Genomic DNA, 14,687 nt, shown 5'->3' on the forward strand with positions numbered 1-14,687 from the left:
ATATAGATACAGATATATTGGCAGATGTGGTATACTGTATATACCTATGACGACCTTGTCTGGCGGTAATAATGAAACACCCTGCGGGTATACCTGTATGTCCAGAAAGCATGGACAATAACATTGGAAGGAGAACATGGTATATGAATGAAGTATATGCAAAGCTTAAGAATTGTTTGGAAAGTGTGCGGGAGAAGACGGACTTTGTCCCGGAGATAGCTCTGATCCTGGGGTCTGGCCTTGGGGAATATGCAGAGGAGATAAAGGTAGAGACCTCCATTGATTATAAAGACATTGAAGGATTTCCGGTATCAACGGTGGCAGGCCATAAAGGAAGGTTTGTATTCGGATATGTAAATGATGTTCCGGTGGTAATCATGCAGGGACGGGTTCATTTCTACGAGGGGTATCCAATGACGGACGTGGTGCTTCCGGCCAGGCTTATGGGCCTTTTAGGAGCAAAGGTCCTGTTTTTAACCAATGCTTGCGGTGGTGTTAACAAAGAGTTTAAGGCGGGTGATTTCATGCTCATAAGGGATCATATTGCGAGCTTTGTTCCGTCTCCGTTAATTGGGGCAAATTTAGAAGAGCTGGGACCCAGATTCCCGGATATGAGTGATGTTTACAGCAGAGAACTTCAGCAGACCATCAGAGAGGCTGCAGGAGAAGAAGAAATCGGCCTTAGAGAGGGTATTTACATGCAGCTTTCCGGTCCGGCATATGAATCTCCGGCAGAGGTACAGATGTGCCGCATTCTGGGAGCTGATGCGGTAGGAATGAGCACAGCCTGTGAAGCAGTTGCGGCAAACCACATGGGGATGAAGGTTTGCGGCATTTCCTGTATCACCAATATGGCCTGCGGTATTACGGATCAGCCTTTGAGCCATGGAGAGGTACAAGAGACGGCAGACCGGGTTGCACCTTTGTTTAAAAGATTGATTACGGCATCTATTACAAAGATCGCAGGTAAATAAAAGGAGGAGTTTCTTATGGATCGGTTGTTAGCTGAACGGGTTTTGGCAGCATCAGGGGCGAAAAAGGCGTCCCTGGTGCTAAAGAATGCCAGGGTGGTCAATGTTTTTACGGCTGAGCTGGAAAACGGAGATATTGCCATTGAGGAAGGTTACATTGTAGGGATTGGAGAATATGAGGGACAGACAGAGATCGAGCTGGGGGGCGCGGTGGTTTGTCCAGGACTGATTGACGGCCATATACACCTGGAAAGTTCTATGGTTGCACCGGGAGAATTTGAACGCTCTGTGGTGCCTCATGGGACTCAGGCGGTTATTACGGATCCTCACGAGATCGCCAATGTGGCGGGAGCGGAAGGGATCCGCTTTATGATGGAGAGGACGAAGGGACTTACCCTTGATGTGTATTTTATGCTCCCTTCCTGCGTACCGGCAACGGGACTGGATGAATCGGGGGCTGTTCTGGCGGCTGAGAATCTTTCACCCCTCTATGAAGAGGAGCGGGTACTGGGCCTTGCTGAGCTTATGAACTCCTACGGAACCGTAAGGGCAGACCGTGGGATCCTTGATAAGGTAGAGGAAGCCAGAAACAGGAATCTCTTAATCGACGGTCATGCTCCCGGGCTTTCCGGCAGGGAACTGAATGCCTATGTGACTGCCGGAGTGCAGTCGGACCATGAATGCTCCGATTGGGAAGAGGCGGTGGAAAAGCTTAAGAGAGGCCAGTGGATCATGATCCGGGAGGGTACGGCAGCCAGGAATTTAAATGCCCTTATGCCACTGTTTAAGGAGCCTTATTACCACCGCTGCATGCTGGTTACCGATGACAAGCATCCAGGGGATTTAATACGGCTGGGGCATTTAGACTATATCATTAAAAAGGCCATTAGCCTTGGGGCTGATCCGGTTCATGCGGTCATGATGGCCTCCCTTCATCCGGCTGAGTATTTCGGGCTTCGGAATGTAGGTGCCGTTGCACCGGGATATAAGGCAAACTTCATTGTTGTTTCTGATCTCAATGAATTTGTGGTAAAGCAGGTATATAAAAATGGTAAGCTGGTGGCGGAAAACGGCGGGATGAAGGCGGAAATCCTTGCAGCTGAAGAACGGAGCGTGGAAACGCCTGTCAGAGTGGGCGATTCCTTCCATTTAGAAGAGACTCGTCCGGAAGATTTCCATGTTAAGAAAAAAGGCAATACCATCCGGGTACTTTGCCTCACTCCCGGAGAGCTGACCACCAAATCCCTTCTGGCCCCATGGGTAGAAAAGGCAGGGGTCGCTCCCGGCGTCAACATTGAGCAGGACATTGTGAAAATGGCAGTGCTGGAACGCCATCATAATACCGGCCATATGGGATTAGGTTTTTTAGGCGGGTATGGCTTAAAACGGGGAGCGGTGGCCACCAGCATTGCCCACGATTCCCATAACCTGATCGTTGCAGGAACCAATGATGAAGATATGGCACTCGCTGCCAACATTGTGAGGAAGAACCGGGGCGGCCTGGCGGTCGTGGCCGATGGGAAGCTTATGGGTGAGCTGCCTCTTCCCATCGCAGGACTTATGAGCGAGGAACCGGCTGAGTGGGTGGATGAAAAGCTGGAAGAATTAAAGGCCCAGACAAGAAGCCTTGGAATCGGAGAAAGCATCGATCCTTTCATGACCCTTGCTTTTGCAAGCCTTCCGGTCATTCCGGAGCTGCGGCTGAATACATATGGCCTTATTGACGTAGAGAAACAGGAAATTTTAGAGACAATTATTTCCTGTATGTGAAAAAGAACAGGAAATCGATAAAAAAATATTGATAAAAATATAACGATGTGCGATAATATTTCAAAAGGGCAATCAAATGTAAGGTACAAAATTTGGAGGGAGAATATTCATGAGAGTAACAATATGTATAGGGAGCGCATGCCATTTAAAGGGTTCCAGAGAAATCATCGCACAGCTGCAGACCCTTGTGAAGGAAAACCATCTGGAGGATAAGGTGGATCTAAACGGGTCCTTTTGCTGCGGGGATTGTGTAAATGGAGTCTGTGTGACCGTGGAGGGTCAATTATACTCTTTAAAACCAGAAGATACAAAGGAGTTTTTTGACAAAGAGATCATGGGGAGGCTGTAATCATGGGGATCATTGATTTCAAGGCTACTAAATGCAAACATTGCTATAAATGTATTCGTAATTGCGAAGTCAAGGCAGTCATGATTAAAGATGAGCGGGCTGAAATTATGCCGGATAAATGCATTTTATGCGGAAAATGCATGCAGGTATGTCCTCAGTCAGCAAAAACTCTCATAAGTGATCTGGATCTGGTAAAGAGTTACATTGACGCAGGGATCCGGACAGTTATCTCCCTGGCGCCGTCTTATATGGGCTTGTTAAATTATAAGACCATCGGCCAGGTTAACGGTGCGCTGCGGAAGCTGGGATTTTATGACGTAAGGGAGACTTCGGAGGGGGCGGCTGTTGTAACAGCGGAATATGCAAGGCTTTTAAGTGAAGGGAAGATGGAAAACATCATCACCACCTGCTGCCCCAGCGTCAATGATTTGATCGAGATTTATTACCCCAAGCTGATTCCATATATGGCTCCTGTGGTATCTCCTATGATTGCCCATGGAAAGATGTTAAAAGAAGAACTGGGAACTGAGGTAAAGGTGGTATTCCTTGGACCGTGCATTGCAAAGAAAAAGGAAGCTGGAGACCCCCGCCATGATGGCTATATTGATGCTGTCCTGAATTTCAATGATATTTCCAGGTGGCTTTCTGAAGAGGAAATAACCATTGAAGACTGCGAGGATATCCCGTTTGCAAGGAACCCCAGAATCAACCGCCTTTATCCGGTTACCAATGGAGTGGTAAATTCTGTTCTGGCCACGGAAGAGAAACGGGATGGATACCGGAAATTTTATGTCCATGGCTGTCTCAACTGCATGGATTTGTGCGAAAGCATGCTGCGGGGAGGAATTAAGGGCTGCTTTATTGAGATGAATATGTGCTCCGGCGGCTGCATCAAGGGTCCCACAGTAGAGGACGAGAACGTATCCAGATTCAAGATTAAGCTGGATATGGAGGAATCCATTGAAAAGGATCCGGTACCAAGGGAGGAGCTGGCCCCTGTTATGGAGCGTATCTCCTTTCGGAAGCTGTTCCTGGACCGTGCACCCAAGGATGTCATGCCAACAGAAGTCCAGATTCAGGAGATATTAAAAATGACCGGAAAGACCAGGCCGGAGGATGAATTAAACTGCGGTGCCTGCGGTTATTCCACCTGCCGGGAAAAGGCCATAGCAGTTTTCCAGAAAAAGGCAGAGCTTAATATGTGCATTCCATTTATGCATGAAAAATCAGAGTCATTATCCAATCTCGTGATGCAGACCTCTCCCAATATTGTTCTGATCGTAGATAAAGATATGAAAATTTTAGAGTATTCTGCAGTGGGAGAAAAATATTTTGGAAAAACCAGGCAGGAAGCTTTGACCATGTATTTATATGAACTCATTGATCCTTCGGATTTCCAGTGGGTTTATAATACCCACCAGAAGATCCATGGAAAAAAGGTGACATATGGGGAATACCATATTTCCACTCTTCAGAATATTCTTTACATTGAAAAAGAAGATGTGGTATTAGCCACCTTCATAGATATCACCAAAGAGGAAGAACAGGCAAAGCAGGACTACGAACAGAAACTGGAAACCATTGCCCTGGCACAGAAAGTCATTCATAAGCAGATGATGGTTGCCCAGGAAATTGCAGGTCTTTTAGGGGAAACCACGGCGGAGACCAAGACTACCTTAACGAAGCTTTGCAGATCCTTACTGGATGAGGGAAGTGAAGGTGAGGTTAAGTGATGGGGATTACCGTAGATGTTGCATACACAAGCCTGAATAAATTCAAGGAAGTATTGTGCGGGGATAAGGTTGAACTTTTGCAGACCGAGGATTCCAATATTATGATACTCGCTGACGGTATGGGCAGCGGGGTAAAGGCCAACATTCTGGCCACCATGACCTCCAAGATTCTCGGAACCATGTTTCTAAACGGTGCGACCCTGGAAGAGTGTGTGGAAACCATTGTGGAGACCCTTCCGGTATGTCAGGTGCGCCAGGTAGCCTATTCGACCTTCAGCATCCTTCAGGTGTTTCATGACGGTGAAGCCTATCTGGTGGAGTTTGATAATCCCGGCTGTATCTTCATCAGGGATGGGAGCCTGGTTTCCATACCACGAAACACCAGGGTTATCAGGGATAAAAAAATCAATGAATACCGTTTTAAGGTGAGAAAAGGGGACGCGCTGATCCTGATGAGTGACGGGACCATCCATGCAGGAGTGGGGAAGCTCCTGAATTTTGGCTGGCTGTGGGAGGATGTTGCTTCTTATGCGGTGAAGCAGTACCGCCTGACCATATCTGCAGCTCGTCTTGCGAATGCGTTAACCAGCGCCTGTGATGAACTGTATCAGTACCGGCCTGGCGATGATACCACGGTTGCCGTTATGAGGATCATTGACCGCAAGCCGGTGCATTTGATGACAGGCCCGCCCAGGAAGACGGAGGACGACTGCGTGATGGTGAATGATTTCCTGTCGGGAGATGATTCCGCTAAGAAAGTCGTCTGCGGAGGAACCAGTGCCAATATTGTTTCCAGGGTAACTGAAAGGGAGCTGTTTGTTTCCCTGGATTACGATGATCCGGACATTCCGCCAATCGCTTATATTGACGGAATTGAGCTGGTTACAGAAGGTGTTTTGACATTAAATAAAGTGTTAAAGCTTTTAAGGCGTTATGTGAAGAATGAATCCGTCACAGAGGATTTTTTCCTGGAGTTAGATAAGCCAAACGGAGCTTCCATGGTAGCAAAGATGATCATTGAGGATTGTACGGAGCTTAAGTTATACGTGGGAATGGCAATTAACAGCGCTTATCAGAATCCTGGCCTGCCCTTTGATTTAGGGATCCGCCAGAATCTTGTGGAGCAGTTAAAGCACGTAGTGGAAGAAATGGGGAAAAGGGTTACGGTAACCTATTATTGAATTTGGATAGATATTCACAGAGCCACGATACGTGGAAGTTACAAGGAGGAAAAATATGGCAACAAATGATGCGACATTACTTCGCATAAAGCATCAGGTTTTAAATGAAGTGGCGAAACTTGCATGGGAGGGAAAGCTTGAGGAGAAAAGAAATGAGATTCCCTATGATATCATTCCAGGTCCCAAGGCCCAGTTCCGCTGCTGCATTTACAGGGAACGGGAAATCATCAGAGAGAGAATCCGCCTGGCGGAAGGTCTCTGCCCCAGCGGAAGGGATACGAAGAACGTCGTTCAGGTAATCAGCTCTGCCTGTGAAGACTGTCCCATCGCCCGGTATGTGGTAACCGATAACTGCCAGCTGTGTATGGGTAAGGCGTGCCAGGGTTCCTGTAATTTTGGCGCCATCAGCATGGGACGTGATCGTGCCTATATTGATCCTGATAAATGTAAGGAATGCGGAAAATGTTCCCAGGCATGTCCTTATAACGCCATTGCAGATCTGACCCGTCCCTGTAAGAAAAGCTGTCCGGTGGATGCCATCACCATGGATGAAAATGGCATAGTCGTCATTGACGAGAGCAAATGCATCCAGTGCGGAGCCTGCATTCATGGCTGTCCCTTTGGTGCCATTGATTCCAAGACATTCCTTGTGGATGTGATTAATCTTATTAATGCCGGAAAACGGGTGGTTGCCATGATCGCTCCGGCGACAGAAGGCCAGTTCGGCCCGGAAATCACCATGGCAAGCTGGAGAACCGCTTTAAAGAAGATCGGTTTCCAGGATATGATTGAGGTTGCACTTGGCGGCGATCTGACCGCTGCAGCAGAAGCGGCGGAATGGGCAGAGGCTTATAAGGAAGGCAAGAAGATGACGACCTCCTGCTGTCCGGCATTTGTGAACATGATTAAACAGCATTATCCTATGCTCCTTGAGAATATGTCCACCACAGTATCCCCTATGTGCGCTGTATCAAGAATGCTGAAGGAAAAGGATCCGGAAACGATCACCGTATTCATCGGGCCGTGTATTGCTAAGAAAAGCGAAACTCTGGATTTAAATATTAAAGACAACGCGGATTATGCCCTGACCCTGGGAGAAATTCAGGCAATGATGGCATCAAAGGGCGTTGAGTTATTGCCGGAAGATAACACCTACCAGGCAGGATCTGTATTCGGTAAGCGTTTTGGAAATGGCGGCGGTGTAACTGCGGCTGTTCTGGAATGTTTAAAGGAGACAGGAGAAGGTACGGATATCGAAGTCCTTAAATGCAATGGAGCGGCTGAGTGCAAGAAGGCTCTGATGCTTCTTAAGATTGGAAGGCTTCCAGGAGACTTCATAGAAGGAATGGCATGTGTGGGAGGCTGTGTAGGCGGCCCCAGCAGGCATAAGAGTGAGAATGAAGCAAAGAAAGCTCGTGATTTGCTGATCAAACAGGCGGATGGAAGAGAAGTCCATGAAAACTTACGGAACCAGGGACTTGAAGAAGTTGCGATGCACAGACATTAACAAAAAGGCTATGGATGCCCCCTTTTACCGGGAACACCCATAGCTTTTTTATTTACATTCCTGCGAACTGGCTCTTAACTTTCGTGAGTTTCTGCTGTTCTGCCTGATCTGTGGTATACCATCCCTTTGCGGACATTTTCTTGTAGATATCGCCCTGCATGCACAGGCTGTCGCTTAATGCGGTGTCAAATGCCTGATGTACGTTCATGGTAGGGGACTCGATGGTTCCATGCAGGTATAAGTCACACACGCCTTTTGTGGTGTGGAGCAGGTTTTCCATAATACACTTGTCATCCATATGTGATTCCTCCTTACACTAAGTTATAGAAGCTGTCAAAAATCTGCTGGTGCTTTTGCATAAGCTGCTGCGCACAGGCTTTTAATTCAGGATCCTGAAGATTCTGCGCTGCTTGCTGGCACTGGGTTTTTAAAAATTGCTCATGGCCAAGAGCATCTTCAATATAATTTAATTCTTTTGGGCTCATATGATATTCCCTCCATTGTTATACTATCTTTCGGCGTGTTTTCCCGGAAGACAGTATTAATATGGACGTTTTATGGGAATCCATGCATAACAACGGAAAAAATTCAATAACAGGGAGTACGATCCTTGATATATTTTAAGATTCCTTATAATTTCCATAACTTGTATAAATTTCTTTCACAACCTCATAAGAAAGCTTGTGCCTTCTGTATTCGTCGACGATTCCTTTATTATTCATTGTCCTTGGGCGGTTTAGGTACCATTCTTCACTGATTCTCACATCGCAGAACTGCCAGATATACAGTCCTGACGTACCGGGATGTTCCAGGATAACAGTAAGCTGTTCTCCCAGCGTCTCCGACTGATACTCTTCCGACCACTTGACCTTAGCTGGGCTCCTGTAACCGTAGATGGCTCCTGCGCCAACTTCCGTAATAAGAAATGGCTTGTTTTTTCCTGGTGTTTCTATTTGTACCCATTGGTACAGATCATCTAAATATTCCCGGACAGGGGTGTTGTGATACCATCTCGGATAAATGTTGTAGGAAACTACTTCCGGAAAGTCGAGACAAACATCTGTTTTAAATTTACAGCTTGCGCTGGAACGCGGGCGGGAAGAATCCAGCTGACTGATGAGGTCATACTGCTTTTTATAACATTCCCTGCCGTAGGGAGTTTCGCTGGCACATTCATTTAAGATACCCCAAATATAGATGCTCGGATGATTATAGTGATTCATGATCATTTCACGGATCACTACTTCTGCCTGCCTCTCAAAATTAGGATTTCTCATCTGTTCTTCGGAAAGCCCTCTTGCGTGGTTTTCTTCCCAGATCAATATTCCCAGTTCGTCACATAAATCCAGGAAAATTTCATCATTGGGATAATGCACGCATCTTATAGAATTCACCCCCATATCTTTGATTGTCTGCAGATCTGAGGCAATCTGAGAAAATGGGATAGCACAGCCGAATGCGGGATGGTCTTCATGACGGCAGAGTCCCTTTATCAGGAGGGCTTTGCCGTTTAAGAAGATAGAGTTGTTTTCTATTTTCACTTCCCGGAAGCCAGTTCTCTCTGTTAAGTCGTCTATGGCAGAACCGTTTTTGAATAGCGTTACTTCTACTGTATATAATTTTGGATGTTCCATGCTCCATTCTTCTGCATCTGATACGGCTGTCTCCGTTTGTATCAAAGATTCCGTATTTGCTTTTACGGTAATGTCCGGGAGTTTTAAATCTGTCTTATTTATCGTTATTGTTGCATCTAAGCTGATATCTTCATCAGATATATTGGAAATACAGAGTGTGAGGCCGGCCTTCCAGGTTTCGTCCTTTTTTTCAGGTGTAATATGGATCCATTTTATGTATGCGCAGTTAAGTTCCTCTAAAACGACACCTCTGGTAATGCCGCCGTAGCTCATATAATCGTTGGGAATATGCAGCGAGCTTTCTTCTGAAAACCGGTTATCAGCTATGACCTCTAGCAGATGATCTCCTCCAGGCAAACCTTTCAGGAAAATCTCAAAAGGCGTATAGGCGTTGTAATGGGTTCCTCTCATGGTCCCGTCTACGAAAACTTTTGCTGTATGGCTTACGCCTTTTAACAGAAGCCGTACATTCCCCTCTGACGTAAAAGTAGTGGAATATTTCCCTTCTCCCCTGTAAGCTTCATATCCCGGATAAGTTTCCCAGGCACTTGGGACAGGTACCGGGAACGTCTTATCTTTTCCGTCTAAGGGGGTGAAATCCCAAAGTTTACCGGAAAGTTCTGATATTTTTCTTACTGAATTTGTTTGAAAGGTACGTATCATTTAATTTTCCTCCTGTTTCAGGGTACATCTCCCCATATCCGTAGGGGTGTGTCCCGTATATTTTTTAAAGACTCTTGAAAAATACTGCGGGTTGTCAAATCCCAGTTCTTCACTGATCTGATAAATCTTCAAGTTGCTTTTTGCAAGCAGCTCCTGGGCTTTTTTAACTTTCATTTTATTGATATATTCAGAAAAGCCAAGATCGGAATATTGTCTGAAAAGAGCGGATAAGTAATTAGGGCTTACATTTATAAAAGAAGCGGTATCCGCTAAACTGATTTTCATAAAAATGTGATTTTTGATATAGTCTTTTGCCTGAATGACCAGATTGTATTTCGGATCGTTCAATTGGTTTTGCATTGCACTTTTTACTGCGGTTTTAAATACATCCAGATATCTGATGATTTCAGTTTTCTTATGATAGGTATATAAAACCTGGTAAGATTTTGCCTCTTTTTTGTAGCTTTCCGAAAGTATTTTTTCTCCGTCATAGATACAGTTCATTACCAGATGTATCATAAAGGACACAATATTGATCAGTTCTTCAAATGCCAGGGTATCTATGGCGGCTTCAATCGCTCTCACAGTCTGATCAAAAAGGGTAAGATTAAAATTTTCCAGGGATTCTATCAGTCTTTTGTTAAAGACATTCAGATCAAAGGTATTATTAAGGGATGGGGCTTCTTCCTTATTAAATTCAAAACACAGGTGGATCTCATTGAGGGAAGAGGTCATTTTTCCCGGTTTTATGGAAACTCCGGTATTGAAAAAAATTTTAATAAGCTGTCGGATGTCTTCTGAGACTGTATTGGTCAGCGCATTGATTTCATCTGCTTTATGAAAGAGAAGAATACATGCAATCCTTTGATGGTTGTACGCGATCACCGTGCTTTTTGTATAACGGCCGATGCACTCCTTTACGGTACTTAAAATACTTAAATAGGTAGAGTAAGCTCCGGTATTTAAGTTTTCCTTTTCAAAAAGGATGTCTACGGTCAGGGGCTGATAAAACTTCGCTTTCAAATCCAGATCGTACATTTTTATGAAATCCAGAATTTCTTCCTCGGAAGTGTAGCCGCCGCTTACCAGGTGGTAGAGAAAACGGTTTGTAAACAGATTAATCTCTTGCCCATACCTGCCGGCTTCTGTTTTTCTCTCGGCCAGTACTTTTTTAGCCTTGTTCAATGTTTTTTCAAGAGTTTCTTTGTTCAGCTCCATTTTTACAAGATAGTCAAAGGCATTCAGCTTCATGGCAGTCCGGGCATATTCAAATTCTTCAAAGCTGGATAAAAGGATACACAAAGGAGCGTTTTTATTCTCTGTGTTTTGTATGTATGTTAAAATGTCAAATCCGTCTGCTGCAGGCATTTTTATGTCTGTTATGACCAGGTCAAAGGTCTCTTTTTTTAAGATTTCGATTGCTTCGTTACCGTTTGCAGCAGTAGAGGCTATCTCAAAATCAGGGAAGTTCTCACATACCAGACCTGAAAGCCCTATACGGGCTAAGGGTTCATCGTCAACAATCAGGATCTTATATTTCATATTTTCCCTCTTTCATAAACGAATCATATGCTATTACGGTTTTTTATAAATCAGAGGCATTTTTACGGTAACTTTTGTAAATTCACCGAGAATGCTTTCTATGCTCAGTCCGTATTGGTCGCCGAACTCCATTTGTATTCTCTGGTGTATGTTTTGGATTCCTATGCCGGAAAGCCTGTCTGTCTTTGCTGTTTCCCTTGCGATTTCATCCAAAGACCGGACGGCAAGACCTACTCCGTTGTCTTTTACCACGAAAATCAGATCTTCACGTTCTCTATATACCCCTATCAGCAATGCACATTTCCTGCCTGCAGGTCCTATGCCGTGAAAAAGTGCATTTTCCACTAAGGGCTGTAAGGTAAATCTTAAAACAGAAGCGCTTAGAACTTCCGGATCCGGAATGTCGAATACCGGAGTAAACATATCTGCATAACGGTAAGATTGCAAATGGATGTATTCTTTTATAAAGTCCAGTTCTTCTTCCACACGGAACCATTCGGAATTGTTCTTAAAAACGGCCCTCATCATATTGGAAAGAGAGGTTGTCATGTCCACGATCGGCAGAACAGAATTCATCTGCCCCAGCCATCGGATGGAATTTAGAGTATTGTAAATGAAATGAGGATGGATCTGGTTCTGCAAAAGCCGGAATTTATAATTCCTTTTCAGTGTTTCTTCCTCTTTCAGCTGATTCAGTGCCAATTGAAAAGCTCCAGCCAGTTCATTGATATGGGTGCTTATTTCTTCAAATTCCGAGATGCCTGTAAATGCAGGTGAGACTTCATAATCCGCTTGTATCATTCTTGACACCTGATTATAAATGATCTTTACCGGTTTGTTGACAAGTTTGTTTAATAAAAGATACCAGAAAAACACCTGAAGGAAAAGCAATGAAAACGCGGGGAAGATAAAATTAAAATCAGGTACGAATATGTCGTCATGAAGAGCTTTTAAAGGGCTTATTAAAACGACGCCCGATTTGGATTTTGTAAGGAATACCGTTCCGTTATAAAGGTCTTTGTATTCCTTTGACACAATATGGGAGTTAGGAGCCAAAGCATCAAATTGCTTCACATCAAAATCCAGAGGTGAAAAATGTGTATTTTCAATTTTATAAAGCTGATCGCCAAGAAGAATAAAGGATTCTTCCAGGCCTTTTAGCGGATCCGCAAGTATGGCGGTATCTAAGGCTATATAAAAATTTCCTATTTTTTGGTTTGTTTTATAGCTGCTTACGGGAAAACGGAGGGGAAGTATCTGTTCCGGCTTGTACTGGCCGTAAAATTCCGGATTAAAGGGATTCACTGTTATGGGATAAGAAAAGGAGGGGCCGGCCAATTCTTCGGGGCATAATTTTTCAAAAGTCGCCCTGTCGGAAATCTGACCGTAAAAAAGGCCGATTTGTATATACCTCGGGTTCCGATCCGAAGTCAGGAGCATTTTAGGAACGTAACCGGAGATGGAAGTTGTATTTAACAGCATTTTTGCTTCGGTAACTGCCGAGAGCGCATAAGACATATTGCGTATGCTGTCTTTTCCGTTATCAGAAAGAAAAGCGGTGATTTTTGTATTAGCGGAAAGGACGGTATTTAAAGCAGAAACCTGGGCTAAGTTATTTTCTATGCCATAATTGGCATTCGTATGAAGCATAAGAGCGCTTTCCTCTGCTTCCCTTTCGTATTTTTCTTTTGCGGAAGAATAAAATATCCAGGAAAAAACTGAAGTAAGTAGCAAGACAAAACAAAAACAATACAACAGTAATTTAAATGTAAGGGTTTTATAAAATAAATTATTCTTTTTCATACATTAATTATATGATTGTAATAAAAAAAGTCAAGCATATGGGGGGTGCCTTGGTAAGATATTGCACGAAATCGTAAGATATTTCCTTGTACGTATTGTATAAATATACTAATATATCATTAACAAACAGTGGAATAGCATACATAATGCAATAAAAATTAAAGGAGGAGTTTTATGAAGTTGAGAAAGATTGCAGCATTAGGCCTTGCAGGTATTACGGCGGTCAGTCTGGCAGCTTGCGGGGGCAGTTCAGGTTCTGCCGGAGCTACGGCAGCGGGTACTACAGCGGCGGGCACTACGGCAGCAGCGCAGACGAATACGGGGGCAGGTGCCGAACCGGTGACAATTAAAGTTTCGCTTTGGGATTATTCAAACACAGCATATTATCCGATCATGGTGGAAGCGTTTGAAAAGTCTCATCCGAATATCAAGGTTGACATTGTTGAATTTTCGGCTGCAGAATATTCAGATACGATCGTTGTCAAGATGGGGGCAAAAGAAAAGTATGATGTGGTTTTTATGAAGGGTCTGCCTGAAATGAGTGCTTTGATCGCAGGAGGGCATCTGCAGCCTTTGACAGACAGAATCACCGGTTTTGATATGAAGCCATACGGCGGTTCGGAAAAGTCTCTGAGTCTGAACGGCGTTGTCTACGGTCTTCCTTTCCGGACGGATAATAATATGATTTTCTACAATAAAGATTTATTTGACAAAGCAGGAGTCCAATATCCTGAAGATGGTATGACGATGGAGGAATACAGGGAACTTGCAAAGAAGATGACTTCGGGCGAAGGTGCGGAAAAAGTATATGGGTCCCATGTGCACACATGGCCGTCAAACGTTTATCAGTATTCCAGATTCATTGACGAATTCAATTATCTGGATACATCGACTTATGAAAAACTAAAGCCATATTATGAGACGATTCTCGGAATGCAGAATGAAGATAAGTCCGTTCAGGATTACGGCGAATTAAAGACAGGAAATATCCATTATTCAGGTGTTTTTTATAATGAACAGGTTGCAATGCTTCAAATCGGGTCCTGGTATATTGAAATGCTTACCGGCAATGTAACACCTCAAAGCGAACACTATTTTAAGTGGGGCGCGGTGACCTTGCCTAATTCAAAGGGAAATACATACGAAAATATGGTAGGCGGGATTACCCCCTGTTCCATCGGCGCATATTCGGAACATCCGGAAGAGGCATGGGAATTTTTAAGCTATGTTTGCGGGGAAGAAGGGGCGAAAGTAATTGCGGAGCGAGGAATCGTCCCCGGCTGGAAAGGCCAGTCCATATTAGATATATTTGACAAAATACCAGAGCAGTTCCCCAATGCACCGGAAGGGCTTTCAAAATTCCTTACGCCTCCCAATTATATTGTGGAACAGCCTATGGATCCCAATGCAAAAGCGATTAATACGGTAATAGAAGAAATGCATTCTGATATCATGACCAATAGCGTTTCCATTGATGACGGTATTAAAACGGCGATTGAAAGGGCAAAAGAGGCCGGAGCGAAGTAAACTTAGA

At 44.3% G+C, this 14,687-nt stretch carries 12 protein-coding genes; 7 read left to right on the top strand and 5 right to left on the bottom strand.

All coding sequences use genetic code 11. The annotated features are described in order from the left end of the window. Window positions 1-143 precede the first annotated feature (143 nt). From H171_RS00140 to H171_RS00165, 6 genes are all read left to right on the top strand, one after another. Complete coding sequence (locus H171_RS00140) at window positions 144-974, top strand: purine-nucleoside phosphorylase (RefSeq protein WP_100303339.1); 831 nt, start codon at window positions 144-146, stop codon at window positions 972-974. Between the two features lie 15 nt (window positions 975-989). Further along, window positions 990-2,741: an adenine deaminase gene (ade, locus tag H171_RS00145; protein ID WP_100303340.1), complete on the top strand. Its 1,752-nt coding sequence runs from the start codon at window positions 990-992 to the stop codon at window positions 2,739-2,741. A 109-nt stretch (window positions 2,742-2,850) separates the two neighbouring features. Continuing rightward, a complete protein-coding gene (locus H171_RS00150; protein ID WP_100042824.1) occupies window positions 2,851-3,090 on the top strand; it encodes a (2Fe-2S) ferredoxin domain-containing protein in 240 nt (79 codons plus the stop codon). A 2-nt stretch (window positions 3,091-3,092) separates the two neighbouring features. After that, on the top strand, window positions 3,093-4,823 hold the full coding sequence (locus tag H171_RS00155) for a [Fe-Fe] hydrogenase large subunit C-terminal domain-containing protein (protein ID WP_100303341.1): 1,731 nt from the start codon (window positions 3,093-3,095) through the stop codon (window positions 4,821-4,823). Next, window positions 4,823-6,004 carry a SpoIIE family protein phosphatase gene (locus H171_RS00160; RefSeq protein ID WP_100303342.1) on the top strand — a complete coding sequence of 394 codons (1,182 nt, stop codon included), beginning with the start codon at window positions 4,823-4,825 and terminating at the stop codon, window positions 6,002-6,004. Before H171_RS00155 ends, H171_RS00160 begins: the two co-directional genes overlap by 1 nt. Window positions 6,005-6,059: 55 nt before the next feature. Next, window positions 6,060-7,511, top strand: a complete 1,452-nt coding sequence (locus tag H171_RS00165) for a 4Fe-4S dicluster domain-containing protein (RefSeq protein WP_100303343.1) — start codon at window positions 6,060-6,062, stop codon at window positions 7,509-7,511. A 52-nt stretch (window positions 7,512-7,563) separates the two neighbouring features. On the opposite strand, the gene H171_RS00170 is transcribed toward H171_RS00165, so the two are convergent. The 5 genes from H171_RS00170 to H171_RS00185 form a co-directional block, all read right to left on the bottom strand. Next, window positions 7,564-7,809, bottom strand: a complete 246-nt coding sequence (locus tag H171_RS00170; RefSeq protein ID WP_038278596.1) for a spore coat protein — start codon at window positions 7,807-7,809, stop codon at window positions 7,564-7,566. 13 nt (window positions 7,810-7,822) lie between these two features. Beyond that, window positions 7,823-7,996 (bottom strand): hypothetical protein, encoded by a 174-nt coding sequence (locus H171_RS24260; RefSeq protein ID WP_166433200.1) that lies wholly within the window; start codon window positions 7,994-7,996, stop codon window positions 7,823-7,825. Window positions 7,997-8,131: 135 nt separating this feature from the next. Beyond that, window positions 8,132-9,808 (bottom strand): glycoside hydrolase family 2 protein, encoded by a 1,677-nt coding sequence (locus H171_RS00175; protein ID WP_100303344.1) that lies wholly within the window; start codon window positions 9,806-9,808, stop codon window positions 8,132-8,134. Then, window positions 9,809-11,350, bottom strand: a complete 1,542-nt coding sequence (locus H171_RS00180; RefSeq protein ID WP_100303345.1) for a response regulator transcription factor — start codon at window positions 11,348-11,350, stop codon at window positions 9,809-9,811. Window positions 11,351-11,383: 33 nt separating this feature from the next. Next, entirely contained in the window at window positions 11,384-13,000 is a 1,617-nt protein-coding gene (locus tag H171_RS00185) for a sensor histidine kinase (RefSeq protein ID WP_157803080.1), read from the bottom strand. A 327-nt stretch (window positions 13,001-13,327) separates the two neighbouring features. Between H171_RS00185 and H171_RS00190 the strand changes: the two genes are divergently transcribed. Beyond that, entirely contained in the window at window positions 13,328-14,680 is a 1,353-nt protein-coding gene (locus H171_RS00190) for an ABC transporter substrate-binding protein (protein ID WP_100303347.1), read from the top strand. The last annotated feature ends 7 nt before the right edge of the window (window positions 14,681-14,687 follow it).

Source organism: [Clostridium] celerecrescens 18A (genome assembly GCF_002797975.1).
Taxonomy (GTDB): Bacteria; Bacillota; Clostridia; order Lachnospirales; family Lachnospiraceae; genus Lacrimispora; species Lacrimispora celerecrescens.